Genomic DNA, 26,448 nt, shown 5'->3' with positions numbered 1-26,448 from the left:
GGTCCGCCTCAACATAAGGGGGCCGACCAAGGAGGGCACAGATGCTGCGGCAGTACGAGAGGGACGGCTTCACCGTCGTCCGGGGGCTGTTCGGGTACGACGAAGTGGACCGCCTGCGTGAGGAGTTCGCGGAGCTGCAGGCGGCGGGGCGGCCGGTGCCGGGGCATTTCGCGCCGCGGCCCGGTGACGATCCGCTGGACAGGTATCCGCGGGTGATGCATCCGCACGAGATCAGCGCGCTCGCCCGGCGGGTGCTGCTGGACGCCCGACTGCGGGAGGTGCTGGAGGAGTTGCTGGGCGAGGAGGTGCTGGCCGCGCAGAGCATGTTCTACTTCAAGCCGCCGGGGGCGCGGGGGCAGGCGCTGCACCAGGACAACTTCTATCTGCGGGTCGAGCCGGGGACGTGTGTGGCGGCCTGGCTGGCGTGCGATGTGATCGACCGGGCGAACGGGGGGCTGGAGGTCGTCCCCGGGACGCACCGGATGGAGTTGTTCTGTCCGGAGGAGGCGGACGCGGAGGTGTCCTTCGCGCGGGAGTACGTGCCGCCGCCGGCCGGGCTGACGCCCGTGCCGGTGGACATGGCGCCGGGGGACGTTCTCTTCTTCAACGGGAGTCTGGTGCACGGGTCGCGGCCGAACCGTACGAGCGACCGGTTCCGGCGGTCGTTCATCGGGCACTATGTGGGGCGGTCGGCGGAGCGGATCGGGACGTACTACCGGACTCTGTCGATGAGTGGGGCGCGGGTCTCCTTGGCGGAGAGCGAGGGGGCGGGGCCTTGTGGGACCGAGTTCGCGTCGACGGCGGGGCCGCATTAGTTCGGCGGCTGCGGGTTCGTGGGGGCTGGTCGCGCCCACGCGGCGGAGCCGCATATCGATACAGCCCCGCGCCCCTGAGGGGCGCGTCTCAGTGGCCTGCGACGGGATGGGGAGCGTAAGGACGCTCCAACTCCTCGATCTCCTTGTCGCTCAGCTCCAGTTCCACCGCCGCCACCGCGTCCTCGAGGTGCTGGGGCTTGGGCGCGCCGACGATCGGGGATGTCACCGTGTCCTGGTGGAGGAGCCAGGACAGGGCCACCTGGGCGCGGGGGACGCCTCGGTCGCCGGCGATGCGGGAGACGGCTTCGACGATGCTGTGGTCGCCCTCCAGGTAGAGGGTGTTGCCGAAGTTGTCGGTGGCGCTGCGTTCGGTGCGGGTGCCCCAGTCCCGGGTGAGGCGGCCGCGGGCCAGCGGGCTCCAGGGCAGGACGCCCACGCCCTGGTCGGCGCAGAGCGGAAGCATCTCGCGCTCCTCCTCGCGGTAGAGGAGGTTGTAGTGGTTCTGCATGGAGACGAACTTCGTCCAGCCGTGCCGCTCGGCGGTGCACTGCATCTTGGCGAACTGCCAGGCGTACATCGAACTCGCCCCGATGTAGCGGACCTTGCCCGCCTTGACCACGTCGTGCAGCGCCTCCATGGTCTCCTCGACCGGGGTGTGCGGGTCGAAGCGGTGGATCTGGTAGAGGTCGACGTAGTCGGTGCCGAGGCGGGTCAGACTGTGGTCGAGTTCGGACAGGACGGCCTTGCGGGAGAGGCCGCCGCCGTTGGGTCCGGGGCGCATCCGGCCGTGCACCTTCGTGGCGAGGACGATCTCGTCGCGGCGGGCGAAGTCGCGCAGCGCCTTTCCGACGATCTCCTCGCTGGTGCCGTCGGAGTAGACGTTCGCGGTGTCGAAGAAGTTGATGCCGGCGTCCAGAGCCTGCCGGATCAGCGGCCGGGAGGCCTCCTCGTCGAGGGTCCACTCGTGGGTGCCGCGGTCGGGCAGGCCGTAGGTCATGCAGCCCAGACAGATCCGCGACACGTCCAGGCCCGTCGAACCGAGCTTCACGTACTGCATCGTCGCTGCTCCTGACGTCGGTGTGGAGTACCCACAGGGGAGCGTACGTCGCCCTGCACCACGGAGCGGGGTGACTCACTCCAGCAGGTCCAGCGCCCGTTCCCAGCCGAAATCCTCACCGTCGGCACGGTCGTACGGACACCCGAACCGGACACCCATGCCGCGCAGCCGTATCAGGCTGTCCTGGTAGGCGGGGTGGGCGGCCAGGTCGGCGTTCACGCAGGGCAGGACGGCGACGGGGACACCCCGGGTGGAGACCTCGCACAGGGTGCCGAGGGCGAGCGTGTCGGCGATGCCGGCGGCCCATTTGTTGATCGTGTTGAAGGTGGCCGGGGCGACCACGACCGCGTCGGGGTCCGGGAAGGGGCGCGGGTCGCCGGGGCGGCGCCAGGCGGAGCGGATCGGGCGGCCGGTGCGGGCCTCGGCGTCGGCGGTGTCGAAGAAGCCCTCCATGGCGAGGGGGGTGGCGATGACACCGACGTGCCACCCCCGCTCCTGCGCCGCGGCGATCAGCTTGCCGACGCCCGCGGCGATGCCCGCGGCGCAGACGACGACGTAGAGAAAGGGCGGCTGCTCGTCCTGTTCGCTCACGCGGGAACCCTACTCAAGCGGGAAGGACAGCCCGTGTTCGCTCTCGGGGCGCGGGCCGTGGATCCTGCGGTCGGCCTCCTCGATCGGTACGTCGTTGATGCTCGCCTCGCGCCGGGTCATCAGCCCGCGCTCGTCGAACTCCCACAGTTCGTTGCCGTACGAGCGCCACCACCGGCCGTCGGTGTCCCGGGACTCGTACTGGAAGCGGACGGCGATGCGGTTGCCGTCGAAGGCCCACAGGTCCTTGCGCAGGGCGTACTCGCGCTCGCGGGCCCACTTGGCGGTGAGGAAGTCGACGATCGCCGCGCGGCCGGTGAGGAAGGTGTCGCGGTTGCGCCAGACGGAGTCCTCGGAGTAGGCGAGGGCGACCTTGTGCGGATCGCGGGTGTTCCAGGCGTCCTCGGCGGCCTGGACCTTGCGCGCGGCGGTCTCCCGGGTGAAGGGCGGCAGGGGCGGACGGGGACTGTCGGACATGGGGGCTCCCGGCTGGAGTGAGCGAGGAGAACGTGCGTTCTCCGATACGCTGTCACCGTAGAGAACGAACGTTCTCACCGTCAAGGCGGCACCAAGGCTGATCGAGGAGTGACTTATGGCGGCCATGGACAGCGCGACGGCGCGCGAGCAGGCGCTCGACGCCGCGGAGAGGCTGTTCTACGGGCGGGGCGTACAGTCCGTCGGCATGGACGACGTCCGGGGGGCCTCGGGTGTCTCGCTCAAACGGCTGTACCAGTTGTTCCCGGCCAAGGAGCTGCTGGTGGAGGCGTACCTGGAGCGGCGGGACGTGCGCTGGCGCGGGCGGCTCGCGGAGCACGTCGCGCGGCGGGAGGATCCCCGGGAGCGGATCCCGGCCGTCTTCGACTGGCTGGAGGGGTGGTTCGGCGAGCCGGACTTCCGGGGCTGTGCGTGGATCAACGCGTACGGCGAGCTGGGCGCGACCTCGGAGCGGGTGGCGCGTCAGGTACGGGCGCACAAGCGGGCGTTCCGGGAGTACCTCGGCGCACTGGTCTCCGACGCCGGGCTGCCCGGCGCCCTGACCGGGCCGCTGTTCCTGTTGGCCGAGGGCGCGATGGTGACCGCCGGGATCACCGGGGAGACCGCTCCGGCCGCGGAGGCGCGGGAGGCGGCCCGGCTGCTGCTGGGGTGAGGGTCACGGGCCCGCGAGGTGCACCGGTTCCCGCAGGTCCGCGGTGAAGCCGGCGCGCAGGAGCACGTCGGCGCCGAGCTCGGTCACCAGCGCCGGCACGGCTCGTGCGTCGGCGCCGGGGAGCGGAACGGCCTCGGTCGTTGCGGCGACCGCCTCCAGGTCGGGCAGCCCGCGTCCGTCCGGCAGGGGGATCCGGGCCCGGAAGACGGGGCGCCCCTGCACGGCGGCAAGGGTGAACACGGGGTGGGGTGCGGTGCGCAGCCCCGCCTGCCCGGCGAAGGCGCGTTCCCGGTCGTCCTCGCCCACGAAGACGCACGCGTCGGCCGCCACGGCCGGGGAGTCCTCGCGCGCGGTGGCGGCCACCGCCCGCTCGAAGATGTCCGGGCTGTTCTTCGCGCCCCAGAGCACGAGCCGGCCGTCCGGGAAACGGCCCGGGAACGCCTCGTGCAGCGCCGCCGCGGCGCGTGCGGCGGCGTCCTCGCCCGGGCCGGGGTTGGACACGATCCCCGTCCGCAGCTCGCGGAAGGCGTCGAGCACGGCCGGGACGCGCGGCCGGGGCCGCAGCGTCAGCGAGCCGTCGGCCTCGACGGCGACGTCCGCGAGGGTCGCTCCGATGTCGAAGAAGAGCACGGGCATGTCGGTGCCTCCGCACAATGATCCGGTCCCCCGTCGACCCTGGCCCACTGGGCCGTGTGCAGCAACCCGGGCGGCGGTCCGCGCGGGGCGCACGGAGGCTTGGCTTCCCTGCCGTTCGCACCCCGGGAGCCCCCATGCCCCTGTGTTCCGCCCCTGCCCACCGGGTCCCGCTCCGGCGGCGCAGGGCCCTGTCCGTCCTCGTGGTGTGCCTGGGCGCGCTGGCCCCGACCGCCGTGGCCGGCGTGCCCGCCGACGCCGCCGCGGGCACGCCGGACGACCGTACGCTGCGGCGTCGGCTCGAGGCGTTCGTCGACTCTCCCGGAGGGCCGCCCGGGGCCATCGCCGTGCTGCGCCGGGACGGGCGGACCCGGGTCCTGCGGGCCGGAGTCGCCGACCTGGACACCGGTCGCCCGCCCCGTGCGTCCGACCACATGCGGATCGCCAGCACCGCCAAGGCCTTCAGCGGGGCGGTGGCGCTGAGCCTGGTGGACCGTCACCGGCTGGGCCTGGACGACACCCTGCGCAAGCGGCTCCCGCGGCTGCCCGCCGCCTGGGGCGAGGTGACGCTCCGGCAGCTGCTCGACCACACCAGCGGGCTGCCGGACTACACGGAGGCTCCCGGGTTCCGCCGGGTGGTGCAGGCCGACCCGCACCACCGCTTCGACCCGCACCACCTGCTCGACCACGTGGCGGGCCAGCCTCTGCGTTTTGGGCCCGGAAGCCAGTACAGGTACTCCAACTCCGACAACATCGCCGTCGCGCTGATGGCGTAGGCGGTCACCGGGACGCCGTACGAGAAGCTGCTGCGCACGCTGGTGTACCGGCCCCTGGGCCTGCGTGACACCAGCCTTCCGCGGGGCCACCGGTTGCCCGTGCCCTACCTCCACGGGTACGACGTGTCGCCGCCCGGGCCGCCGGAGGACGTCAGCGAGCTGCTGAGCGCCTCCGGGGCGTGGGCGTCCGGCGGTATCGTCTCCACGCCCGCCGACGTGACCCGGTTCATCCGCGGGTACGCCGGGGGCGCTCTGTACGGCAAGGCGGTCGTGCGGGAGCAGCGGCGGTGGCGGTCCGGCGCCTCCGAACCCGCCGGGCCGGGACGCAACACCACTGGGCTGGGCATCTTCCGGTACCAGACGCGTTGCGGTGTCGTGCTCGGGCACACCGGCAACTTCCCGGGCTACACCCAGCTGATGGCCGCGACCCCGGACGGTCGCCGCTCGCTGACGTTCTCCGTCACGAGTCAGTTCAACGAGGCCCTGACGCCTGCCGTGCCGGCACGGATGCGCGCTCTCCAGGAGGACTTCGTCTGCGGTCTGCTGCGGGGCAAGGGCTGAATCACGGGTCTTTTCGGGACCCTTGCGTCACCCCGTCGGCCCGGACACCCTGATCGCGCCGACCGGGCAGGCCCGTGCGGCCTCGCGGACCATCGCGTCGCCGCCGCCGTCCTGTCGGCCGGGCAGCAGGGTGCTGAAGCCGTCGTCGTCCTGGGTGAAGACACCCGGTGCGGCCAGGGCGCACTGGCCGGCGCCGATGCAGACGTCCGTGTCGATCTCGATGCGCGCGCCGCCGGGTCCGCGGCGGTGGGTGTCGCTGTGCATGGCGGCCGCCTCTCACCAGGTCACGGGGAGTTCCAGCATCCCCTGGATGGTGTCGCCGGGCTTGAAGCGGACCTCGTCGGCCGGGATCGCGAGCTTCAGACCGGGGAGTCGTTCGAACAGGGCGTGCAGGGCGATCTCCAGCTCGGCGCGGGCCAGGTTCTGGCCGAGGCACTGGTGGATGCCGAAGCCGAACGCCACGTGGTGACGGGCGGGGCGGTGCCAGTCCAGGGTGTCGGGGTCGGGGTAGGCCGTCTCGTCGCGGTTGATGACCGAGGTCGAGAAGACCACCCCGTCCCCCGCCCGGATCGTGGTCCCGGCCACCTCGATGTCCTCGGTGGCCAGCCGCAGCAGCCCGTCGGCGATGGACAGCATCCGCATGAGTTCCTCGACGGCGGCCGGCAGCAGCGCGGGGCGGTCGCGCAGTTCGGCGAGCCGTTCGGGGTGCTGGAGCAGGGTGTACGTGCCGAGGGAGATCATGTTGGCGGTCGTCTCGTGACCGGCGACCAGCAAAATCGTGGCCAGGGCGATCGCGCCCTCGCGGTCCACGGTGCCGTCGCGCAACTGCTCGTGGACCAGGGCGTCGAGCACGCCGTCGCCGGGCGGGCCCTCCAGTTTCCGGTCGATCAGCGCGCCGAGGTATGCGTCGAGCCGGTCGCGGGCCTCCCGTACCTCCTCGGGCACCCGGCCGCGCAGCAGCCGCCGGGACTGCTCCTCGAAGAACTCGTGGTCGGCGTACGGGACGCCGAGCAGCTCGCAGATCACCGTCGACGGCACCGGCAGCGCGAAGGCGGAGACCAGCTCGGCGGGCGGGCCCTGGGCGAGCATCGCGTCGATCCGCTCGTCGACGATCCGCTGGATGGCGGGCCGCAGCGCGGTGGCGCGTTTCAGCGTGAAGTTCGATACCAGCATGCGGCGCTGGGCGTGGTGTTCGGGGTCGTCGACGTTCAGCAGGGCGGCCCGGCGGTCGAGGAGGGCCTTGAAGCGCGGTGACGTCGCCGGGTAGCCGGGGCGGGTGCGGTCGGTGGACAGACGGGGGTCCGCGAGCAGGGCGCGGGCCGTGTCGTGGCCGGTGACCAGCCAGGCGGTACGGCCGTCGTAGAGGGTGACGCGGGCCAGTGGGCGGGCGGCGCGCAGGGGGTCGTAGGCCGTGGGCGGATGGAAGGGGCAGGTGCGGTCCTGGGGGAAGGCGACGGGTTCCGTGAGTTCCGTCATGGGAGACCTCGCAGACGAAGGGTGCGTCGTGCCGAGCTGTCGTGCCGATCATCATTAGATGCCCCGGGCACCTATGCGGCCACGCGGAGTTCGGCCAGATCGACGAATGGGGCGATATGGCCGGAACCGACCGCTCCGGCGTCCCGTCGCCCCGGGATCGGCCGGGAAATTCGCTTGCCCTCGGCGGGACCTGACCCGCAGGATCCGGCCATGTTCACCTTCACCGCCTTCCTGCCGCTGTTGACCGACGCCGTCCTTCCGGCGCGGGTCCAGCAGCAGCCCGGCCGTCCCCGGAGGCCCGATCCCGCGCGTCCGTGACGGCCGCGCTCGTCGCGGGCCTGATCGCGGGCTACGGCATCGCCGTGCCCGTCGGGGCCGTCGCGACCTACCTCGTCTCCCTCACCGCCCGTACCTCCCTGCGCACCGGCGCGTGCGCCGCGCTCGGCGTCGCCACCGCCGACGGGCTCTACGCCCTCGTGGCCACCGTCGGCGGCTCCGCCGTCGCCGCGGTGCTGCGGCCCGTGCTGGGGCCGCTGCGCTGGGCCTCGGCCCTGGTGCTGCTCGCCCTCGCGGCCCGCGGGGCCCTGACAGCCGTACGCCAGTACCGGGCCCACCGGCTCGCCACCCGCACCGCGCCCGAGCCGCCGAACCCGGCCCGGGCGTATCTGAGCCTGCTGGGCATCACCCTGCTCAACCCGACCACCGTCGTCTACTTCGCCGCCCTGGTGCTCGGCACGGGCACCACGGACTCCGTACGGCCCCTGGAACAGGGTGTGTTCGTGCTGGCGGCCTTCGCCGCGTCCGCGAGCTGGCAGCTGCTGCTGGCCGGGGGCGGCGCCCTGCTGGGCCGGGCGCTGACCGGTCACCGGGGGCGGCTGGCGACGGCGCTCGTGTCGAGCGGGGTGATGACCGTGCTGGCCGTGGGGATGGTGGTGTAGCCGTGGGAAGGGGTGGTGAGTCCTGCCCCGCCGGTCGTGGGCCACCTGTGTCACGCCGTGGGTCATGCCGTAGTCATGCCGTGGTCATGCCGTGAAAGCGCGGGCCACGGTCAGGCTGTCCTCGTACACGTGGTGGCGGACGACGAGTCCGTCCGCGACGGTGAGGTGCAGGGCGAACCAGGCCCGGTAGGGGCGTCCGGTGGGGGCGGCGGTCTGGCGGATCTCGCCCAGCACCACGGCGTCGGCGCCGTCGACGAGGACACGCTCGACGTGTGTGTCCGCCTCGCCGGGCGTGTGGTGGGCGGCCAGCGCCCGGTAGTGATCGGCCGCGTCGGCCCGGGAGGCGCGGTGCCGGATCCAGGGCGTCTCGGCGCGGCCGTGCTCGTCCTCGGGCCAGGACAGCCGCCAGTCGGCGCCGTCGGCGTACAGCGCGGCGATCCGCTCGGGGTCGCCCTCGGCGATACGGCGCAGCAGCTCCTCGACGACGGCCCGGGTGCCGGCGCTGGTGCGGGTGTCGGTGGGGGTGTCGCTCGTCCTCGTCATGCCCCGAGTCTCGCGAAGGGGTGCGCGCGGCGCGATTACGCGCGGGGTAAGGGGGCGGGCCCGCGGGGGTGGACCACGGGTGCGGATGAAACCCGGGGGCACTTGTGTTGTAGGACGCAGCCAGTCGGAACGACGATGTGACGAAGGGGACGGATGCCATGCCTCTCGAAGGCGAGTACGAGCCCAGTCCGACCGCATGGGTACGCGAGCAGGTGGAGTTGTACGAGAGCTCCGGGGGCACCGAGGGCACCACGCTGAGGGAGACGGGACTGCCCGTGATCCTGCTGACGACCGTCGGCGCGAAGAGCGGGAAGATCCGCAAGACACCCCTGATGCGGGTCGAGCACGACGGGCGGTACGCCCTGGTCGCCTCCCAGGGCGGGGCGCCCACGCACCCGGTCTGGTACCACAACCTCAAGGCCGACCCCAGGGTGGAGCTCCAGGACGGGCCGGCGAAGCAGGACATGACGGTCCGTGAGATCACCGGTGCGGAGAAGGACGGGTGGTGGGAGCGTGCCGTCGCCGCGTATCCGCCGTACGCCGATTATCAGAAGAACACGGACCGGGAGATTCCCGTGTTCGTCGCGGAGCCGGCCGCCGGCTGAGTCGTCCGAGTCGCCTGTGCCGGCTGAGCCGGCTCGCGGCAGGACTCCGTAGAAAAATCTGCCGCGGGAACGCATGAACGGGCCCGCACCGGGCAACCGACAGTCAGGCCCCGCCGCGCTCCCCCGTCGCGGCGGGGCTCTGCCGTGCCTCGCGCGCGGGGCGGTCGGTCACATCGAGGAAGATCTCGCCCGCCTCCGGGATCGCGCGGGCCATGGCGCGCTTGATCCGGACGGCGGCCTCCTCGACCTGTTCGCTGTCCATGCCCGGGACCAGGTCCACGCGGGCCGCGACGAGCACCGTGTCGAGGCCCATCTTCATCGTGAAGACCGCCTCCACGCTGTCGATCTCCGCCTGCTCCGCCAGCAGTTCCCGGATCCGGGCGGCGGTCTCGGGGTCGGCGGCCTCGCCGATGAGCTGGTCGCGGGCCTCCCTGCCGAGGCGGTAGGCGACGAAGACGAGCAGCACGCCGATCGCGAGCGAGGCGGCCGCCTCCCACGCCACGTTCCCGGTGACCATGTGCAGGGCCATGCCGATCGCGGCCAGGGTGACGCCCAGCACGGCCGTGCCGTCCTCGGCGACGACGGTACGCAGCGCCGGATCGCGCAGCTGTGCGGTGCCGCCCTGCTGGTGCACCTGGTGCAGGGCGCGGACGAGGGAGGCACCCTCGGCGAGGAAGGCGACGCCGAGGACGATCAGGCCCGCCACATAGCCGCTCAGCTTTTCGTCGGCACCGGTTCTGAAGGCCTCGACGCCCTGGAAGAAGGAGAAGCAGCCGCCCATGACGAAGATCCCCACGGCGGCGAGGAGCGACCAGAAGAAGCGTTCCTTGCCGTAGCCGAAGGGGTGGCGCCGGTCGGCGGGGCGGCGGCTGCGGCGCAGCGCGGCCAGCAGGAACACCTCGTTGAGGCTGTCGGCCACGGAGTGCGCGGCCTCCGACAGCAGCGCGGGCGAGCCCGCGAACAGCCCGCCGACCGCCTTGGCGACGGCGATGACGAGGTTGGCGGCGAGCGCCACCAGAACGGTGAGGCGCGTCCTGTGGTCGGCGTGCGTCTTCGATGATGTCCCGCTCACCCGAGCCGACTGCCCAGGGCGGTCGGACCCACACCGTGCCGTCGGCGGAAATCGGGGAACGCGGTGAGCAGGGCCGGCACGAGAGCGCGGCCATGCGGGCGACGAGGACCGGCGGGGTACCGGGAGCATCCGTGAACGGCGAGTACCGGGAGGATCCATGAACGGCGGGGGCGGCGGCGGCAACAGCGCGTACGGGCACCAGCGATTCCGGAGGTCCAAGAGCCACTTCGCGGACCGGATCACCGCGGACGGCAGGGACGGCTGGCCGGTGGAGGCGGGCCTCTACCGTCTGGTGGTCAGCCGTGCCTGCCCGTGGGCGAGCCGGGCGGTGATCTCCCGGCGGCTGCTCGGTCTGGAGGACGCGCTGTCCATGGCGATCGCGGACCCGGTCCAGGACGACCGCAGCTGGCGCTTCACCCTCGACCCGGGCGACCGTGACCCGGTCCTCGGCATCCGTTACCTCAGCGAGGCCTACGACAAGCGGGAGACCGGCTATCCGGGCGGGGTCAGCGTGCCGGCGGTCGTGGACGTGCCCAGCGGCAGGCTGGTGACCAACGACTACCAGCGGATCACCCTCGACCTGGCCACCGAGTGGCGGTCCCTGCACCGCGCCGGGGCGCCCGACCTCTATCCGAAGGAGCTGCGGGACGAGATCGACACGGTGATGGGCGAGGTGTACACGGACGTGAACAACGGGGTGTACCGGGCCGGCTTCGCCACTGAGCAGGAGGAGTACGAGGAGGCCTGCGCGGCCGTCTTCCGGCGGCTGGAGCTGCTGACGCCCCGGCTGGCCGGGCAGCGGTACCTGGTCGGCGACACGATCACCGAGGCCGACGTCCGGCTGTTCACCACGCTGGTCCGCTTCGACGCCGTGTATCACGGGCACTTCAAGTGCAATCGCTGGAAGCTGACGGAGAACCAGGTGCTGTGGGCGTACGCCCGGGACCTCTACCAGACGCCGGGTTTCGGTGACACCGTCGACTTCGACCACATCAAACGGCACTACTACCAGGTGCACAACGGGATCAATCCGACGAGGATCGTCCCACTGGGCCCGGACCTGGCCGGCTGGCTCACCCCGCACGAGCGCGAGCGGCTCGGCGGCCGGCCGTTCGGGGACGGTTCGCCGCCGGGGCCGGTCCACGCCGGCGAGGAGGTCCCGCCGCGGGGACGGCCGTGACCGCCCGGTCCGGCAGGACACGTCGAGTGAAGGAGAACGTGGTGGCCAGGAGCAAGAAGAGGAAACTCCCGCTGGTGTACCAGCCCGTCGGTTTCGTCTTCGGCTGGGCGGGCGGCGCGCTGGCGGGACTCGCCTTCCGCAAGGCGTGGCAGGCGATTCGCCACGAGGACGACGCCCCGGACGCCCTCGACCGTGATCGCGGCTGGGCGGAGATCCTGCTGGCAGCGGCCCTCCAGGGGGCCATCTTCGCCGCGGTCCGCAGCGCCGCCGACCGCACGGGCGCGAAGGCCATCGAACGGTCGACGGGGGTGTGGCCGGCGAAGGAGAAGGGGGGCAGGGACTGAGCGCCGGCCGCCTCGGCGGCCCCTCCCCCGGCCGGTCACCCCTGCTGCGACCTGCTCCGGCAGGGGAGACCGGTGTGCGGTGCCGGTTCGGCCCTACTTCAGCGCGGTGGACGGTGTGCGCCGCCGCATCGCCCCAGCTCCGGCAGGGTGACCGCTGCTTCCGCACGGGCGACGGTGCATGCCGCCGTATCACCCCTGCTTCGGCACGGGCGCCGGTGCATGCCGCCGTATCACCCCTGCTTCGGCACGGGCGCCGGTGCGGGCCGCCGGTTCACCCCTGTTTCGGCACGGGCGCCGGTGCGGGCCGCCGGTTCACCCCTGTTTCGGCACGGGCGCCGGTGCATGCCGCCGTATCACCCCTGCTTCGGCACGGGCGCCGGTGCGGGCCGCCGGTTCACCCCTGTTTCGGCGCTGTGGACGGGGTGCGGCGCAGGGTGAAGGAGTGGCCCGACGGGTCGGCGTAGCCGCGTTCCTCGTACGGGCCGGCGGCGCCCTTCGTGTCCAGGGGACGGCCGCCCAGACCGACGACCCCGCGTTCGGCCTCGTCGAGGTCGTCGACGAGGAAGTCGAGGTGGGCCTGGAGGGAGTTCTCGGGGCGGGGCCAGCTCGGCGGGGTCGCGTTGGCGTCGCGCCGGAAGGCCAGACGGGTGCCGTCGGCGCCCCTGATCTCGACGCGGTTGGCGGTCGCGTCGGTCTCCTCGGCGTCCAGGAGCCCCTTGTAGAACTCGGCGAGCTTCTCGGGCTCGGCGCAGTCGAGCACCACGACGCCCGCTTTCACCAGTGCCATGTCATCTCCTCCGCGAGGTCCGGGTACGGGCCGCTCCCGTCCCGAACCTTGCGGATACCCCCGTTTCAGTCGGGCACCAGCCACGTCCCGTCCCGCATCACCTCGACCCCCTCGTCCTCCTCGCGCGCCCGCCAGGCCTGGACCCGCTGCGGGAGGATGCGGAAGTAGAGGCAGGGCGCGGCCAGTTCGCGGGGGTCGAAGCCGGTCTTGCCCGCGAAGATCTCGGCGTCCTCCTCCGGCAGCTCGGCGGGCGGTACGGGCACGGCGGTGCCCTCGATCACGACGACGTCGTCGGGCGGGCCGAGGGCGAGGCGTGCGACGCCGCCCGCACGGAGGTGGCGGCCGGTGGGAGTGGTGGCCCGGGTGGCGATCAGCAGGACGGCGCCGTCCCAGACGAAGGAGAGCGGGACCAGATGAGGGGCCGAGCCGTCCTCGGCGGCCGTGGCGACCCATACGTCGACGTCGTGTTCCAGCCGGTGAAGCGTGTCGTGCTTGCGCTGCTTCGGGGTGCGTGCCGGTGCTCGGGTCATGCCTCCAGTGTCGCCACCGTCTGCCCGGCCGCACCCCGGCGGCGTCCTCGCCCGCTGGACTTCTTGGACAGGTGTCCATTACAGTGGACACCTGTCCAAGAAGTTGAGGGAGATCATGGAAGTCCTGGCGAATGTGCTCGTCGTGCTCGTGGCCGCCTTGCACGTCTACATCCTGGTGATGGAGATGTTCCTGTGGCAGAAGAAGCCGGGGATGCGCTTCCACGGGTTCGACGCGGAGCTGGCGCGGCGGACCGCGGCGATGGCCGCCAACCAGGGGCTCTACAACGGGTTCCTGGCGGCGGGCCTGGTGTGGGGGCTCGTGGCCGGGGATCCGACCGGCTTCCGGGCGCAGGTGTTCTTCCTGTCGTGTGTGATCGTCGCGGGGGTGTACGGCGCCGTCACCGCGAACCGCCGGATCCTGGTCGCGCAGGCGCTGCCCGGCGCGCTCGCACTGGCCGCCGTCCTGATCGCACAGTGAGCCGCGCCGAGCCGGAGGACCCGCGGGCGGCCCGCACCCGGGCGAGGCTGCGGGCCGCGCTGCTCGAGGAGTGTGCCGAGCGGCCGCTGGAGGAGGTCGGCGTGGCCGCGCTGGTACGGCGGGCCGGGGTCGGGCGGGCCACCTTCTACGTGCACTATCCCGACCTGGAGGCCCTCGCCGTCGACGCCTGCGCCGATGTCGTACGCGAGGCCGTGGAGGCGCTGCACGCCTGGCAGGGGCGGCCGGACCCGGTGCGGGCGCCGGCGGCGCTCGCCGGGTTCTTCGCCTCGCTCACCCCGCACACCCAGCTCTACCGCACCCTGCTGGCCCCGGGCGGCGGCGGCCCGCTCGGCCGGGTGCTGCACCGGGACCTGCGGGCCTACAGCCTGCGCGAGCGCGAGCGGGCGGGCGCGGCGGACGCCCCCCTCGTCGCCTCCGCCGTCGCCGCGACCTTCGCGGGCGTGCTGGCCGACTGGCTGCACGGCGATCTCGGCGGCACGCCCGCCGAGATCGCCGATCAGGTCTGGCAGTTGCTGGTCGCGCTGCACGCCAGCCGCTGACGACGGTCACTTGCAGGCCACCATCTCCTTCGCCAGCGGCCATGCCTCCACGCCGTCGGATGTGCGGACGTACGCCGTCCTACGGTCCTCCGTCAGCCACAACCGCCAGTCCTGGTAGCGGTATCCGGTGTCGTGGGCGTTTGCGGGCATCGGGACGTCACCGTCGTACGGGGCGGTGAGCAGCTCGGCCGGGAGCGCGCCGCCGGGGTCGCGGACGTACTGCCGGTGGTCCTCGGCCCGGCCCATCCCCAGGAAGTGCACTTTCTGCCAGTCGCAGTGCTCCGCGCCGGCGTAGCTGCTGAGCGTCGTGGTCGGCACCCGCCTGCCGTTCCCGTCGGTCCAGATCTCCTGGTCGCCGGAGTCGGTGACGCTCGCGGGGAGTTCGGCCGGATCGCAGGAGGCGTTGGTCTCCGGACCCCAACCCGGCCTGTCCTTCTGGTCCTTGGCGACGACGACGGCCACCTTCGTCCGGCCGTCGACGTCGTAGGAGTACAGGACGCGGTCGGCCTCCTCACGCTCCACCCGGAAGCCGGAGCGCGGCCCCGTCGGCTCGAACATGTCGAAGTAGAGCCGCAGTCCGTCCTCCGGAGAGTCACCGCCGTCGGACTCGCTCCAGCCATCGGGCCCACCACCCCAGGCGATCTCGCCGTCGCACTCCAGGGCACGGCCCGCGGCACCCGAGGAGAGGAGCATCGCCTCAGGGGTGCTCTCGTCCACCTCCTGGACGGGGATGTGGAGCGGGCCGCTGTACGGGGACACCGCGGGGCCGTAGTCGATGATCAGGTCCTCGTCGTCCTCGGCGCCGCATCCCACGACGGCCATCAGTACCGCTGCCGTCGCCACGAGCCCTCTGCGCATGTACCGCCCCCCGTTCCACCGACTGTCCCTACGCGTCTTCGACGCCGCGACCGTCCGGAACGTTCACCGGGCCGTCTGGAAGGTCCTGCGGTACGCCTGCGGCGAGACCCCGATCGCCGCGTGCAGATGCTGGCGCAAAGAGGCGCCGGTGGCGAAGCCGACGCGGCCGGCGATCTGGTCCACGGGGAGGTCGCTGGCCTCCAGCAACTGTCGGGCGTGCGCGACGCGCTGCTGGATCAGCCAGCGGCCGGGGCTGACGCCGACCTCGTCGTGGAAGCGGCGGGCGAAGGTGCGCAGGCTCATCCGGGCGTGCGCGGCGAGGTCGGCGAGGGTGAGGGGCTCGGCCAGGCGCTCCAGCGCCCAGGCGCGGGTCGCCGCCGTGCTCGCCGCGCCGGTCTCGGGCACCGGCTGCTCGATGTACTGCGCCTGGCCGCCGTCACGGAACGGCGGGACCACACAGCGGCGGGCCACGTTGTTGGCGAACTCGCTGCCGTGGTCCTTGCGTACGAGGTGCAGGCAGACGTCGACGCCGGAGGCGGCGCCGGCCGAGGTGAGCACCCGGTCGTCATCGACGAAGAGGACGTCCGGATCGAGGTCGACCGACGGGTACATGCGGCGGAAGCGGTCGGCCAGACCCCAGTGGGTGGTGGCCCGGCGGCCGTCGAGCAGTCCGGCCGCGGCGAGGACGAAGGCGCCCGTGCAGATGGAGACGGTGCGCGCGTCGGGGCGGATCCGGGCGAGGGCGGCGGCGACCGCCTCCGGGAGGTCCTCCGTGATCCGGTCGGTCGCGACGGGCGCGATCACGACCGTGTCGGCCGTCTCCAGCACCTCGGGGCCGTGTTCGACGCCGACGGTGAAGTCGGCGTTCGTCCGCACCGGGCCGCCGTCGACCGTGCAGGTCAGCACCTCGTAGTGGCCGTCGACGGCGCAGAAGATGCGGCTCGGGATGCCGAGCTCGAAAGGGTAGACGCCGTCGAGGGCGAGGACGACGACACGGTGCTTCTTCTCCGGGACAGCCATGGCACGATTCTATCGAAGGTTGGCAATCATGCCATTTCCCGGTGGGATGGGGCCCGGCACGCTGGTTCACCATGAGCACTGTGCACACCATGCGTGTCATCAGCCAGGACGTCCTCGGCGGCCCCGAGGTCCTGAAGGAGAAGGAAGTGGAGCGGCCCGCGCCGCGTCCGAACCAGGTGCTGGTCCGGGTGCGCGCCGCCGGCCTCAACCCGACCGACTGGAAGCACCGCGCCCTGGGCGTCTTCCTGGGCGAGCCGCCCTTCGTCCTGGGCTGGGACGTCTCCGGTACCGTCGAGGCCGTCGGCATCGGCGTCGCGACCTTCGCGCCGGGCGACGAGGTCTTCGGGATGGTGCCGTACCCGTGGGGCCACGGCACGCACGCCGAGTACGTCGTCGCCCCGGTCCGCGCCCTGTGGCACAAGCCCGCCGGCGTCGACCACGTGCAGGCGGGCGCGCTGCCGCTGGTCTCCCTGACCGCCTGGCAGGCGCTGGTGGAGACCGCCGAACTCGGCGAGGGACAGCGGGTGTTGATCCATGCCGCGGCCGGCGGGGTCGGGCATGTCGCCGTACAGATCGCCAAGGCGCGCGGCGCGTACGTGATCGGGACGGCCAGCGCCGGCAAGCACGACTTCCTGCGCGGGCTGGGCGCCGACGAGGTGATCGACTACCGGGAGACCGACTTCACCGAGGCGGTGAAGGACGTCGACGTCGTCCTCGACACCCTCGGCGGCGACACCTCGGTGCGCTCGCTGCGCGTGCTGCGGCCGGGCGGGATCGTGGTGTCGATCCTGCCGGTGGGTTCGCGGGAGCTCTACGAGGAGGCCGAACGGCTCGGTGTGCGGACCGTGCGGATGCTGGTGGACGCCGACCGGGCCGGGATGCGGGCGATCGCCGCGCTGGTGGAGGCGGGGAAGCTGCGCGCGACGATCGCCGGGACCTTCCCGCTGGCCGATGCCGCCGAGGCACACAGGCTCGGCGACACCGGCCGGACCACCGGGAAGCTGGTCCTGACGGTGGACTGACGGACCTTCGCGGGGCCCGAGCCGTCAGAAGGTGAGAACCGGCTTGATGGTCTTGCCCGAGGTCATGTCCTGGACCGCCTGGCCGATGTCCTCGAAGGCGTAGGTGCCGATCAGCCGGTCCAGCGGGAGCCGGCCCTCCTTGACCAGCTCGACCAGGGCCGGGATGAAGGTCTGGGTCTCGCTGTCGCCGAGGGTGAGACCGACGACCTGCTTGCCGCCGAGCAGCCCGTTGACGTCCAGCGCGACTTCACTGCCGAACGGCGGTGCCCCGACGACGACCAGGGTGCCGCGGGCGGCGAGCGCGTCGACGCCCTGGCGCAGGACGGCGGTGCTGCCGGTGGTCTCCACGATGCCGTCGGCGCCCCGGCCGCCGGTGATCTCGGCGATGGCCTCGCCGAGCGCGGTCTGCCCGGCGTCGACGGTGTGGGTGGCGCCCAGCTCCTTGGCCAGTTGGAGGCGTTCGGCGACCCGGTCGACGGCGATGATCGTGGTGGCCGGGGAGAGGGCGGCGGCCATGACCGCCGACAGGCCGACGGCTCCGGCGCCGAGGACGACGATCGTGCTGCCCGTCGTGGGCTTCAGTACGTTCCACACCGCGCCGACGCCCGTCTGCACACCGCAGCCCAGCGGGGCGATCGACGCCAGCGGCACGTCGGGGTCGACCTTGACGAGGCTGCGCTCGTCGACCAGGGCCCGCTCGGCGAAGGAGGACTGGCCGAAGAAGTGACCGCCGAGGGCCTCGCCGTCCCGGCTGATCGTGGCGGTGCCGTCGGCGCGGCGGCCGCCGAGGAGGTTCAGCGGCAGCCAGCCGGCGCAGTAGGCGGGGTGGCCGCCGTGGCAGTTGCGGCACTCGCCGCAGGAGGTGAAGGACAGCACGACGTGGTCGCCGGGGGCCACACCGGTGACGGCCGGGCCGACCGCCTCCACGACGCCCGCGCCCTCGTGGCCGAGGACGCCGGGCAGCGGGAAGGGCAGTCCGCCGCTCGCCACGCCGAGGTCGGTGTGGCACAGGCCGGCCGCCGCCAGCCGGACGACCGCCTCGTGCGGTCCGGGCTCGTCCAGGACGACCTCGGAGAGGGTGAAGGGCGCTCCGGCGGACTCGACGACGGCGGCGCGGGTGGTGATGGACATCGGTTGAACTCCCTTTGCTGTACGGCGCGTTCAGTCGAGCGAGACGACGACGGACTTGACCTTGGTGTACGAGGCGAGCGCCTCGGGGCCGTACTCGCGGCCGAATCCGGAGTCCTTCACCCCGCCGAAGGGGACGGCCGGGTCGAGCATCGCCCAGTCGTTGACCCAGACGATGCCGGCCTGGAGGCGGTCGGCGACGCGGTGGGCACGCGCGAGGTTGCCGGTCTGCACGCCCGAGGCCAGGCCGTACGGGGTGGAGTTGGCGAGGGCGATCGCCTCGTCCTCGGTGTCGAAGGGCTGGACGGTGAGGACCGGGCCGAAGATCTCCTCCTGGATGACACGGGAGTCGTTGGGGAGGTCGGCGATGACGGTGGGCTTGTAGTAGTAGCCGCCGTCGAGGTCGAGGCGCTCACCGCCGCAGACGATACGGGCGCCCTCCTTGCGGGCGAGGTCGACGTACTCCTCGACCTTGCGCAGGTGCTTCTCCCCCGCCATCGGGCCGACGACGGTCTCCACGGCGCGCGGGTCGCCCACGGGGACGCCGGGGACGGCCTCGGCGAGGATGTTGAGGAGGGTGCTGTAGACCGGGCGGGCCACCAGGAGGCGCGGTCCGCCCATGCAGAACTGGCCGGTGTTGAAGACGAAGCCCTTGATGACCGCGCCGACGGCCTTCTCCAGGTCGGCGTCCTCGAAGACGATGTGCGCGGCGTTGCCGCCGAGCTCCATGGTGACCTGCTTGAGGTTCTCACCGGCGATGCTCGCGGCGTGCCGGCCGATCGCGGTGGAGCCGGTGAAGGCGATCTTGTCGACGCCGGGGTGGCGCAGGAGTGCCTCGCCGGCGACCGGGCCGGAGCCGGTGACGACGTTGACGACGCCGTCGGGGACTCCGGCGCGCTGGAGCAGGCCCGCCATGTACAGGGCGCTCAGCGGGGTCTCGTCGGCCGGCTTGTGCACGACCGTGTTGCCGGCGGCGAGGGCCGGGGCGATCTTCGAACCGGCCAGGATCAGCGGGAAGTTGAACGGGGTGATCGCGGCGACGACGCCGATCGGACCGCGCTTGGTGTAGGCGAGGGCGTTCATCGGGGTGTCGCGGTTGCCGCCCTCCAGGGAGAAGGCGAGGGTGGCGTAGTACTCGTAGTCGTTGGCCGCGTTGGTGACGTCCACCGCGTGGGCCAGGGTGATCGGCTTGCCGACGTCCAGGCTCTCGAGCCGGGCGATCTCGTCGGCCTCCTCACGGATCAGCTGTGCCACGCGCAGCAGGACGCGGCCGCGCTCCCGGCCGCTGAGCCCGGACCACTTGCCGGAGTCGAAGGCCTCACGGGCGGCCCGTACCGCCGCGTCCACGTCGGCGGCGCCCGCCTCCGCGACGGTGGTGACGACCGCGCCCCGGGACGGGTCGACCACCTCGGTCCGCGCTCCGTCCGCGGCCTCGCGCCACTGTCCCCCGATGAAGAGTCGACCGGGGTCGATCTCGAAGGTGGTCATCGCCACTCCTCAGCATCGTCGCCAAGATTTCAACCAACAGGATTCCTGTTGATGCGCAGTCTCTTTACAGACAGGTTTCCTGTCAATGGTCTACGCTCGGACTCATGGCCGGCACCCAGACGACACAGGCGGCGACACCCGCGCGTCCGCCCCACAAGGCACCCCCGTCCCTGCTCTACATGGTGAAGCAGGTGGAGCTCGTCGTGCGATCCCGCCTGGACGAACTCGTCAAGCCGTCCGGAATCACCGCCCTGCAGTACACGGCGCTGACCGTCCTGGAGCGGCACGACGGGCTGTCCGCCGCCCAGCTGGCCCGGGACTCCTTCGTGACCGCCCAGTCCATCGCCGATCTGGTGCGCTCCCTGGAGGGCCGCGGCCTGATCCGCCGCGAACGCAATCCGCGCAACCGGCGCGAGCTGCTGATCCTGCTCACCGACGAGGCGCGCGCGCTGCTGGAGCAGTGCGCGGGGCCGGTGCGGGAGCTGGAGGAGCGGATGGTGCGGGAGCTCACGGCACACCAGACGGAGCAGTTCCGCGCGGCCCTCTCCACGGCGTGGCAGGCGCTGTCGTAACGCCCCTGGAACCCCTTCGAGCGCCCTTCACCCATCCGTCGCGGACCCTTCGCTCCCCCTTCGCTCACGACGCGAAGAAACTCGGTCGAGACACGCCCGCGTTTCGAAGACATATGTCAATCGAACATGCTGAAATTCACTCCATCGGGGGTACCTTGCTGGGGCGGGGAACTGGTGCGCACTCCCCCGCCGTTGGAGGCTCCCGACCGGTGGAGCGGGTTGGAGGCGATGTCGTCGTGCAGCAGGAACCCGCCGCGGACATGCCGCATCTGCGCGTCCGGCAGGAGCGGGGGTACACGGTGCTGGAGTTCCACGGCGAGATCGACATCGTCGCGGCGACGGAGATCGGCCCGCACCTCGACGAGGCGACCACCGGGCCCGCGCCGCGCGTGGTCATCGACCTGTCGCGGATCGAGTTCTTCGACTGCTCCGGGCTGCGCCTGCTGTACCGGGCCCGGGCCCGTGTCCTCGGCCAGGGCGGCGATCTCCACGTCGTCTGCACCCACCCGCTGACCCTGCGCGTCCTGCGGGCCACCGGACTGCACAAGCTGCTGCCGCCCGCGGCGAGCCTGGACGCGGCCCTGGGACAGCCCGAGGCCACGTCCGGCTCGTTATGACCGCGCCGCCACACCCACAGCGGCGCTACGCGACGATCTTCGTGACCTGCCCGGCCCCCACCGTCCGCCCTCCCTCACGGATGGCGAACTTCAGCCCCTCCTCCATCGCGATCGGCTGGATCAGCTCCACGAGCATGGTGGTGTTGTCGCCCGGCATGACCATCTCGGTGCCCTCCGGCAGGGTCACCACGCCCGTGACGTCCGTCGTACGGAAGTAGAACTGCGGGCGGTAGTTCTGGAAGAACGGCGTGTGCCGGCCGCCCTCGTCCTTGGACAGGATGTACGCCCGCGCCTCGAACCGCGTGTGCGGGGTCACCGAGCCCGGCTTGATCACCACCTGGCCGCGCTCCACCTCCTCCCGCTTGATCCCGCGCAGCAGCAGACCGACGTTCTCCCCGGCCCGGCCCTCGTCGAGGAGCTTGCGGAACATCTCGACGCCCGTGACCGTCGTCCTCGTCTTCTGCCGGTGGATGCCGATGATCTCCACCTCGCTGTTGACCCGCAGCGTGCCGCGCTCGATGCGGCCGGTGACGACGGTTCCGCGCCCGGTGATGGTGAACACGTCCTCGATGGGCATCAGGAACGGCCTGTCCACGTCCCGCTGCGGCTCCGGCACCGCCTCGTCGACCGCGTCCAGCAGGTCCAGCACCGACTGCGTCCACTGCGGGTCGCCCTCCAGCGCCCTCAGCGCGGAGACCCGCACCACCGGGACCTCGTCGCCGGGGAACTCGTACTCGCTGAGCAGTTCCCGCACCTCCAGCTCGACCAGCTCCAGGATCTCCTCGTCGTCGACCATGTCCGTCTTGTTCAGGGCGACGACGATGTACGGCACACCCACCTGCCGGGCGAGCAGCACATGCTCCTTGGTCTGCGGCATCGGCCCGTCCGTGCCGGCGACGACCAGGATCGCGCCGTCCATCTGGGCCGCGCCGGTGATCATGTTCTTGATGTAGTCGGCGTGGCCGGGGCAGTCCACGTGCGCGTAGTGCCGGCGTTCGGTCTGGTACTCCACATGGGCGATGGAGATGGTGATGCCGCGCTGCCGTTCCTCGGGCGCCTTGTCGATCTGGTCGAACGGGGTGAAGGGGTTCAGCTGGGGGAACTTGTCGTGCAGCACCCTCGTGATGGCTGCCGTGAGGGTCGTCTTGCCGTGGTCGATGTGCCCGATGGTGCCGATGTTGACGTGTGGTTTGGTCCGCTCGAACTTCGCCTTCGCCACTGCGAGCCCTCCCTGGTCACATGGGTGACGACGTGCGCGTTTCCACTCCTTCCTGTCTATTCGCTGCGGGCCGCGTCGAACAGGGCGCTGACGGACTCACCGTTGTGAATGCGGCGCACGGCCTCGGCCAGGGCGGGGGCGATGGACAGGATCCGCAACTTGTCGGTGTGGTCCTCGACGGGCACCGGGACGGTGTTGGTGCAGACGATCTCCAGGACGTCGGGCTGCTCGCTGAGCCGCTTCAGGGCACCGGCCGCGAACAGGCCGTGGGTGCACGCCACCCGTATCGAGCGCGGCCCCAACTCCCGCAGCCGATCGAGGAGTTCGAGGACGGTACTACCCTTGGCGATCTCGTCGTCCAGGACGATGACGTCCCGCCCGGTGACCTCGCCGATGACGGAGCTGATGCTCACCCGGTCGTCGGCGTAGCGCTGCTTGGCGCCGGCCGCCACCTGGGCGCCGATCATCCGGGCGAAGGCGGCGGCCTCCTTGGCGTTGCCGAGGTCGGGCGAGACGACGGTGGTGGAGGTGAGGTCGTAGCGGCGGAAGTGGGCGGCCAGCTCACGGCGGGCGTGCAGATGGTCGACGGGCATCGAGAAGAAGCCGTGCACCTGCGGTGAGTGCAGGGTCATGGCGAGGACCCGGTGCACGCCCGCCGCCTCCATCAGGTCGGCGACCAGCCGCCCGCCCAGGGAGATGCGGGGCGCGTCCTTCTTGTCGGAGCGGGCGTAGGAATAGTGCGGCATGACGACGGTGATCCGGCCGGCGGACGCCCCGCGGGCCGCGTCGCACATCATCAGCAGCTCGACGAGATGCTCCTGCACGGGCCGGACCAGGGGCTGGACCAGGAAGACGTCCCTTTCCCGGCAGTTGGCCTGGAGCTGGACCTCCAGGCAGTCGTTGGCGAACCGGCTGACGCGGGTGGGGCTGAGGGGGACCCCGAGGTGGGCACAGACCTCGGCGGCCAGCTCGGGGTGGGCACTGCCGCTGAACACGGAGATGTCTCGCACGATCGGCTCCTCGCTGACCATGTCCGGCTGGAGACGGGATCTCTCATGCTACGGACCTCGTCCGTTTTGCCCACCCTCAGGAGTCCCTCGAGTATCGGGGGAACGCAGATTTCAGGAATCCAGGAATCCGGTTTTCAGGAATCGGTGGGCTGGTCGGCGGTGGTGAGCTGGTTGGCGTAGAAGCCGGGCAGGGAGGTGGACAGGCCGGGCAGCGGGCGGTCCGGGTGGCAGGTGGCCGCCGGGGCCGCGATCGTGAGGAGGAGCCGGGCGAAGACGGGGTCGATCTCGGCGTCCGGAACCAGGGCGTGGGCGGCGCGCGGGTGGGCCTCCATCAGCAGGGACCAGGCGGCCGGGGACTGGCCTCCAGCGCGTCGATGCGGCGCTGCTGCGCGCGGGTGAGCCGGTCCCAGCCCCGTCGTCGCGTCCCTGCCAGGCCGGGGCCCACAGGACCCCGGGCGAGATCAGGACCATGCGCTCGACGCGGTCGGGGTGGGCGGCGAGGTACTCGGCGGCCAGGGTGCGCGTCGAGGGCGTCGGGGCCGTCGCCGGGCGTGCCGGGGCCGCCGTGCAGCACGATCACCGGGGTCCGCCGCCCGGCCCCCTCGGCCGGCAGATGCGTGTAGGCGAGGCGGGAGCCGGTCGACAGGTTCCAGTAGCCGGTGGGCCGGGGCGATGGCGCGGTCGGCGGGCCTTGCACGCGGGTGTGCGGCGCAACCCGCACCGCCATGTCCGACCTCGACCGGTCCTCGGTCTGCTCACCGACTCCTACGACGTCGAGGCCGCCCCGCGCGCGCTCGTCACCCGGCTGCCGGCGCCGGTCACGCGGGCGGTGGGGCGGGTGGTGCAGGAGGCGCTGACCAATGTCGTGCGGCACGCCCGGCCGGCGCTCGCGGTGATCGAGGTGGAGGTGGACGGGGAGATCCGGTTGAAAGTGGCCGACGACGGGCAACAAGGTCGTCAACGGCCCGGCGGCGGAAGGGGGTTGGCCACCATGAAGGAGCCCGCGGCCGACGGGGGTTGGCTCGTCACGGCCACGATTCCCTGGCGGGGGACCGCGTGATCCGGGTTCTGCTCGCCGACGACGAGGAGCTGATGCGGGCCGGGCTGCGGATGACGCTCGGGACCCAGCCGGACCTGACGGTCGTCGGGGAGGCGGCGGACGGCCGGGAGGCGGTGCGGCTGGCCGGCGCCCTCAAGCCCGACGTGGTCCTGATGGACGTACGGATGCCCGTCCTGGACGGTGTGGCGGCCACCCGGGAGATCACGGCCGCCGGGGCCGGCACGCCCAAGGTGCTGGTCCTGACCATGTTCGAACTGGACGAGTACGTCTTCGCGGCGGTGCGGGCGGGGGCGGCGGGGTTCCTGCTCAAGCGCAGTCCCCCGGAGGTGCTGATCGAGGGGGTGCGCACCCTCGCGGCGGGCGACGCGCTGCTCGGGCCGTCCGTCACCCGGCGGCTGCTCGCCGAGTTCGCCCGCTCCACGGCCCCGCCGCCCACGCCCGAGACCGCTCTCCGGCTGGCCCGGCTGACCGGGCGCGAGCAGGCCGTGCTGCTCCTGCTGGGCCGGGGCCTGTCGAACGCGGAGATCGCCGGGCGGCTGCACATCGGCGAGGCCACGGTGAGGACCCATGTGGGACGCGTCCTGGAGAAACTGGGGCTGCGCGACCGCGTGCACGCCGTCGTCTTCGCCTTCGACCACGGGCTGGTGCGGCCTGGTGGCGAGTGACAGAGGGGCGGACGGTCTGTCACAGGTCGTCAACAACGCGGTCTGTCACGGGGATTGGCGGGAATCCGGTCAGGTAGGAAGGAGGGCCGTCGCCATGACGACTCCCGTCAAGCGCCTCCCGAGGCGCATGCCCGGCTGGGCCAAGGTGCTCACCGCGGTCGTGGTCGTGCTCGTCGTGATGTTCGCCGGGATCCGGCTCAGTCTGCTGCCGGGACTGCGTGACTTCTTCGGCACCGAGACCAAGGACCGCTCGGGCCCCGCCCTGCTCAAGTCCATCCAGGACATGAGCCGTTACGACGCCGCCTCCGGCAACTTCCAGGTCGTCGTGGACCTGGAGAAGGACGCCAAGTACCTCCCGGACGCGATCCGCGGCACCCGCACCCTGTACGTGGGAGCGGGCACCGTGGACGCCTACGTCGACCTCGGCCAGGTCGGCGACGAGGACGTGACGGTCGACGAGGACCGTACGTCCGCCACGCTCCGGCTGCCGCACGCGCGGCTCGGCAAGCCGGCGCTCGACCCCGACCGCTCCTACGCGGTCTCCAAGCAGCGCGGTCTCCTCGACCGCCTCGGCGACATCTTCTCGGACAACCCCAACGGCGAGCAGGCCGTGCAGAAGCTCGCCGTGAAGCACATCTCGGAGGCGGCGAAGGACAGCGAGCTGACCGCGCGCGCCGAGACCAACACCACCGACATGCTGGAGGGACTGCTGCACTCCCTGGGCTTCGAGGAGGTCAAGGTCACCTACGGAAGCTGACCAGCGGCCGCGCCCGGTCGAGGGCGGTGAGGAGCCCGAAACGCTCCGTCGCCCGCCGCCCTCGGCCGCATCCTCCGGCCGGATTCGGGTAACCGCCTTACGACGCAGGTAAGTTGAAGACTGGAGGACCGCATGGCCCGAGCAGCCTTACGCCCGCTCACCGGATTCCGCCTGCGCGCCACCAAGAAGCCCGAACAACCGAAGAACGAGAAGGAACGACCGGCGCCGTCCGGCCCCCGGCCGCTGCCCTTCCCCCTCCGCCTGCTGGCGATGCTGTTCGCGTTCGCCTTCATGGTGGGGTTCGCCGTCGTACTGGCACGGCTCACGCTGGAGCCGTCGCCCGCCTCCGAGGCGCTCGTGCACTCGAACCTGCGCCCGGGGCGCTCGCTGCGGGCCTATCTGGACCAGCCGGCGCTGCGCGACGCGGTCAAGCAGATCGGCGGGAACCTGCTGCTCGGGGTGCCGTTCGGCATCCTGGTGCCGGTGCTCGCGCCGCAGGCGCGCGGGGTGCTGCGGGTGCTGCTGCTGACCGCGTCCGTGATGCTGCTGGTGGAGTTCGCGCAGGGCGCGCTGGTGACCGGGCGTGCCTTCGACATCGACGACGTCATCCTCAACACGGCGGGCGCGCTGATCGGTTACCTGCTGCTGGGACGGCGCGTGAGCCGCGCGGTGCACGCTCCCCGGCGCCGCTAGCGCCCGCCGGCGCGCGGCTTCCAGGTGTACCGGTCGCCGCCCACCCAGCGCACGACGTCGGGATCGTCGAGGTCGTGGACGGTGATGCCGAACGCGGCGGCCGTCTCCAGGACGTCGGTGACGGCATGCGCCTCACCGACCACTTCGCCGTCGATTTCCACGATCCGGAACGGGGGCGTGCCCGGCTGTACGCCGAGCACCATGATCCGCGGATGGGAGATGTAGGGGCTAGCGACTTCGGTCATGTAA

At 72.1% G+C, this 26,448-nt stretch carries 33 protein-coding genes and 1 pseudogene; 16 read left to right on the top strand and 18 right to left on the bottom strand.

Features of this window, described 5'->3' with window-relative positions:
* Positions 1-41: 41 nt before the first annotated feature.
* The gene (locus ACIRF9_RS10290; RefSeq protein WP_403818875.1) at positions 42-815 is read left to right on the top strand and encodes a phytanoyl-CoA dioxygenase family protein; all 774 of its coding nucleotides are present in this window, start codon (positions 42-44) and stop codon (positions 813-815) included.
* An 88-nt stretch (positions 816-903) separates the two neighbouring features.
* Here the strand turns inward: ACIRF9_RS10290 and ACIRF9_RS10285 are convergent, their stop codons facing one another.
* The 3 genes from ACIRF9_RS10285 to ACIRF9_RS10275 all read right to left on the bottom strand — a co-directional run bounded on the left by ACIRF9_RS10285 (position 904) and on the right by ACIRF9_RS10275 (position 2,937).
* On the bottom strand, positions 904-1,872 hold the full coding sequence (locus ACIRF9_RS10285) for an aldo/keto reductase (protein ID WP_403818873.1): 969 nt from the start codon (positions 1,870-1,872) through the stop codon (positions 904-906).
* Between the two features lie 75 nt (positions 1,873-1,947).
* A complete protein-coding gene (locus ACIRF9_RS10280; protein ID WP_403818871.1) occupies positions 1,948-2,463 on the bottom strand; it encodes a flavoprotein in 516 nt (171 codons plus the stop codon).
* Positions 2,464-2,472: 9 nt separating this feature from the next.
* Complete coding sequence (locus ACIRF9_RS10275; protein WP_403818869.1) at positions 2,473-2,937, bottom strand: nuclear transport factor 2 family protein; 465 nt, start codon at positions 2,935-2,937, stop codon at positions 2,473-2,475.
* Between the two features lie 124 nt (positions 2,938-3,061).
* Between ACIRF9_RS10275 and ACIRF9_RS10270 the strand changes: the two genes are divergently transcribed.
* Positions 3,062-3,607 carry a TetR/AcrR family transcriptional regulator gene (locus ACIRF9_RS10270; RefSeq protein WP_403819037.1) on the top strand — a complete coding sequence of 182 codons (546 nt, stop codon included), beginning with the start codon at positions 3,062-3,064 and terminating at the stop codon, positions 3,605-3,607.
* 3 nt (positions 3,608-3,610) lie between these two features.
* On the opposite strand, the gene ACIRF9_RS10265 is transcribed toward ACIRF9_RS10270, so the two are convergent.
* The gene (locus ACIRF9_RS10265; RefSeq protein WP_403818867.1) at positions 3,611-4,243 is read right to left on the bottom strand and encodes an HAD family hydrolase; all 633 of its coding nucleotides are present in this window, start codon (positions 4,241-4,243) and stop codon (positions 3,611-3,613) included.
* 134 nt (positions 4,244-4,377) lie between these two features.
* Here ACIRF9_RS10265 and ACIRF9_RS10260 point away from each other — a divergent pair.
* Positions 4,378-5,577, top strand: a pseudogene (locus ACIRF9_RS10260) (serine hydrolase domain-containing protein).
* Positions 5,578-5,604: 27 nt separating this feature from the next.
* Here the strand turns inward: ACIRF9_RS10260 and ACIRF9_RS10255 are convergent.
* Positions 5,605-5,841 carry a ferredoxin gene (locus ACIRF9_RS10255; protein ID WP_403818865.1) on the bottom strand — a complete coding sequence of 79 codons (237 nt, stop codon included), beginning with the start codon at positions 5,839-5,841 and terminating at the stop codon, positions 5,605-5,607.
* A gap of 12 nt (positions 5,842-5,853) precedes the next feature.
* Positions 5,854-7,053, bottom strand: a complete 1,200-nt coding sequence (locus tag ACIRF9_RS10250; protein WP_403818863.1) for a cytochrome P450 — start codon at positions 7,051-7,053, stop codon at positions 5,854-5,856.
* Positions 7,054-7,367: 314 nt separating this feature from the next.
* Here ACIRF9_RS10250 and ACIRF9_RS10245 point away from each other — a divergent pair, with 314 nt between their 5' ends.
* Positions 7,368-7,991, top strand: a complete 624-nt coding sequence (locus ACIRF9_RS10245; protein WP_403818861.1) for a LysE family transporter — start codon at positions 7,368-7,370, stop codon at positions 7,989-7,991.
* A gap of 84 nt (positions 7,992-8,075) precedes the next feature.
* Here the strand turns inward: ACIRF9_RS10245 and ACIRF9_RS10240 are convergent, their stop codons facing one another.
* Entirely contained in the window at positions 8,076-8,534 is a 459-nt protein-coding gene (locus ACIRF9_RS10240; RefSeq protein WP_403818859.1) for a nuclear transport factor 2 family protein, read from the bottom strand.
* Between the two features lie 158 nt (positions 8,535-8,692).
* Between ACIRF9_RS10240 and ACIRF9_RS10235 the strand changes: the two genes are divergently transcribed.
* Complete coding sequence (locus tag ACIRF9_RS10235) at positions 8,693-9,139, top strand: nitroreductase family deazaflavin-dependent oxidoreductase (protein ID WP_403818858.1); 447 nt, start codon at positions 8,693-8,695, stop codon at positions 9,137-9,139.
* 103 nt (positions 9,140-9,242) lie between these two features.
* Here the strand turns inward: ACIRF9_RS10235 and ACIRF9_RS10230 are convergent, their stop codons facing one another.
* Positions 9,243-10,211 (bottom strand): cation diffusion facilitator family transporter, encoded by a 969-nt coding sequence (locus ACIRF9_RS10230; protein ID WP_403818856.1) that lies wholly within the window; start codon positions 10,209-10,211, stop codon positions 9,243-9,245.
* Positions 10,212-10,368: 157 nt separating this feature from the next.
* Between ACIRF9_RS10230 and ACIRF9_RS10225 the strand changes: the two genes are divergently transcribed.
* Both ACIRF9_RS10225 and ACIRF9_RS10220 read left to right on the top strand, forming a co-directional pair.
* Complete coding sequence (locus tag ACIRF9_RS10225; RefSeq protein WP_403818854.1) at positions 10,369-11,391, top strand: glutathione S-transferase family protein; 1,023 nt, start codon at positions 10,369-10,371, stop codon at positions 11,389-11,391.
* A gap of 41 nt (positions 11,392-11,432) precedes the next feature.
* Entirely contained in the window at positions 11,433-11,735 is a 303-nt protein-coding gene (locus ACIRF9_RS10220) for a DUF4235 domain-containing protein (protein ID WP_403818852.1), read from the top strand.
* A 394-nt stretch (positions 11,736-12,129) separates the two neighbouring features.
* Here the strand turns inward: ACIRF9_RS10220 and ACIRF9_RS10215 are convergent, their stop codons facing one another.
* The gene (locus ACIRF9_RS10215; protein ID WP_403818850.1) at positions 12,130-12,522 is read right to left on the bottom strand and encodes a VOC family protein; all 393 of its coding nucleotides are present in this window, start codon (positions 12,520-12,522) and stop codon (positions 12,130-12,132) included.
* Positions 12,523-12,587: 65 nt separating this feature from the next.
* Complete coding sequence (locus ACIRF9_RS10210) at positions 12,588-13,052, bottom strand: pyridoxamine 5'-phosphate oxidase family protein (RefSeq protein WP_403818848.1); 465 nt, start codon at positions 13,050-13,052, stop codon at positions 12,588-12,590.
* 115 nt (positions 13,053-13,167) lie between these two features.
* Between ACIRF9_RS10210 and ACIRF9_RS10205 the strand changes: the two genes are divergently transcribed.
* Together ACIRF9_RS10205 and ACIRF9_RS10200 are read left to right on the top strand one after the other, a co-directional pair.
* Positions 13,168-13,530: a DUF1304 domain-containing protein gene (locus ACIRF9_RS10205; RefSeq protein ID WP_403818846.1), complete on the top strand. Its 363-nt coding sequence runs from the start codon at positions 13,168-13,170 to the stop codon at positions 13,528-13,530.
* Positions 13,527-14,090: a TetR/AcrR family transcriptional regulator gene (locus ACIRF9_RS10200; protein WP_403818844.1), complete on the top strand. Its 564-nt coding sequence runs from the start codon at positions 13,527-13,529 to the stop codon at positions 14,088-14,090. The genes ACIRF9_RS10205 and ACIRF9_RS10200 overlap by 4 nt, the downstream gene beginning before the upstream one ends.
* 6 nt (positions 14,091-14,096) lie before the next feature.
* Here ACIRF9_RS10200 and ACIRF9_RS10195 read toward each other — a convergent pair whose 3' ends face one another.
* A complete protein-coding gene (locus ACIRF9_RS10195; RefSeq protein ID WP_403818843.1) occupies positions 14,097-14,948 on the bottom strand; it encodes a hypothetical protein in 852 nt (283 codons plus the stop codon).
* A gap of 63 nt (positions 14,949-15,011) precedes the next feature.
* Positions 15,012-15,968 (bottom strand): GlxA family transcriptional regulator, encoded by a 957-nt coding sequence (locus ACIRF9_RS10190; protein ID WP_403818841.1) that lies wholly within the window; start codon positions 15,966-15,968, stop codon positions 15,012-15,014.
* 71 nt (positions 15,969-16,039) lie between these two features.
* Between ACIRF9_RS10190 and ACIRF9_RS10185 the strand changes: the two genes are divergently transcribed.
* The gene (locus ACIRF9_RS10185) at positions 16,040-16,990 is read left to right on the top strand and encodes an NADP-dependent oxidoreductase (RefSeq protein ID WP_403818839.1); all 951 of its coding nucleotides are present in this window, start codon (positions 16,040-16,042) and stop codon (positions 16,988-16,990) included.
* A 24-nt stretch (positions 16,991-17,014) separates the two neighbouring features.
* On the opposite strand, the gene ACIRF9_RS10180 is transcribed toward ACIRF9_RS10185, so the two are convergent.
* Positions 17,015-18,121 (bottom strand): NAD(P)-dependent alcohol dehydrogenase, encoded by a 1,107-nt coding sequence (locus ACIRF9_RS10180; RefSeq protein WP_403818837.1) that lies wholly within the window; start codon positions 18,119-18,121, stop codon positions 17,015-17,017.
* A 30-nt stretch (positions 18,122-18,151) separates the two neighbouring features.
* Positions 18,152-19,606, bottom strand: coding sequence for an aldehyde dehydrogenase family protein (locus ACIRF9_RS10175; protein ID WP_403818835.1), 1,455 nt, complete (start codon positions 19,604-19,606; stop codon positions 18,152-18,154).
* A 104-nt stretch (positions 19,607-19,710) separates the two neighbouring features.
* Here ACIRF9_RS10175 and ACIRF9_RS10170 point away from each other — a divergent pair, with 104 nt between their 5' ends.
* Both ACIRF9_RS10170 and ACIRF9_RS10165 read left to right on the top strand, forming a co-directional pair.
* On the top strand, positions 19,711-20,178 hold the full coding sequence (locus ACIRF9_RS10170) for a MarR family winged helix-turn-helix transcriptional regulator (protein ID WP_403818833.1): 468 nt from the start codon (positions 19,711-19,713) through the stop codon (positions 20,176-20,178).
* A gap of 236 nt (positions 20,179-20,414) precedes the next feature.
* Positions 20,415-20,795: an anti-sigma factor antagonist gene (locus ACIRF9_RS10165; protein WP_403818831.1), complete on the top strand. Its 381-nt coding sequence runs from the start codon at positions 20,415-20,417 to the stop codon at positions 20,793-20,795.
* 25 nt (positions 20,796-20,820) lie between these two features.
* Here the strand turns inward: ACIRF9_RS10165 and tuf are convergent, their stop codons facing one another.
* From tuf to ACIRF9_RS10150, 3 genes are all read right to left on the bottom strand, one after another.
* Positions 20,821-22,014, bottom strand: coding sequence for an elongation factor Tu (gene tuf / locus ACIRF9_RS10160; protein WP_403818829.1), 1,194 nt, complete (start codon positions 22,012-22,014; stop codon positions 20,821-20,823).
* A 56-nt stretch (positions 22,015-22,070) separates the two neighbouring features.
* Positions 22,071-23,024, bottom strand: coding sequence for a ribose-phosphate diphosphokinase (locus ACIRF9_RS10155; protein ID WP_403818827.1), 954 nt, complete (start codon positions 23,022-23,024; stop codon positions 22,071-22,073).
* A 134-nt stretch (positions 23,025-23,158) separates the two neighbouring features.
* Positions 23,159-23,356, bottom strand: a complete 198-nt coding sequence (locus ACIRF9_RS10150; protein ID WP_403818825.1) for a hypothetical protein — start codon at positions 23,354-23,356, stop codon at positions 23,159-23,161.
* Positions 23,357-23,727: 371 nt separating this feature from the next.
* On the opposite strand from ACIRF9_RS10150, the gene ACIRF9_RS10145 reads away from it, so the two are divergent.
* The 4 genes from ACIRF9_RS10145 (at position 23,728) to ACIRF9_RS10130 (ending at position 26,199) form a co-directional block, all read left to right on the top strand.
* Positions 23,728-24,084, top strand: coding sequence for an ATP-binding protein (locus ACIRF9_RS10145; RefSeq protein WP_403818823.1), 357 nt, complete (start codon positions 23,728-23,730; stop codon positions 24,082-24,084).
* Positions 24,081-24,749 (top strand): response regulator, encoded by a 669-nt coding sequence (locus tag ACIRF9_RS10140; protein WP_403818821.1) that lies wholly within the window; start codon positions 24,081-24,083, stop codon positions 24,747-24,749. The genes ACIRF9_RS10145 and ACIRF9_RS10140 overlap by 4 nt, the downstream gene beginning before the upstream one ends.
* Before the next feature lie 94 nt (positions 24,750-24,843).
* Positions 24,844-25,506, top strand: a complete 663-nt coding sequence (locus ACIRF9_RS10135) for a DUF4230 domain-containing protein (RefSeq protein ID WP_403818819.1) — start codon at positions 24,844-24,846, stop codon at positions 25,504-25,506.
* Positions 25,507-25,638: 132 nt separating this feature from the next.
* A complete protein-coding gene (locus tag ACIRF9_RS10130; RefSeq protein WP_403818817.1) occupies positions 25,639-26,199 on the top strand; it encodes a VanZ family protein in 561 nt (186 codons plus the stop codon).
* Here the strand turns inward: ACIRF9_RS10130 and ACIRF9_RS10125 are convergent.
* On the bottom strand, positions 26,196-26,444 hold the full coding sequence (locus ACIRF9_RS10125; protein ID WP_403818815.1) for a hypothetical protein: 249 nt from the start codon (positions 26,442-26,444) through the stop codon (positions 26,196-26,198). The genes ACIRF9_RS10130 and ACIRF9_RS10125 overlap by 4 nt on opposite strands.
* Positions 26,445-26,448 lie beyond the last annotated feature (4 nt).

The organism is Streptomyces sp. NPDC096132 (genome assembly GCF_044763345.1).
Classification (GTDB): domain Bacteria; phylum Actinomycetota; class Actinomycetes; order Streptomycetales; family Streptomycetaceae; genus Streptomyces.
The sequence above is the reverse complement of the archived record's forward strand: the minus strand, read 5'-3'. Positions and strand labels throughout refer to the sequence as shown.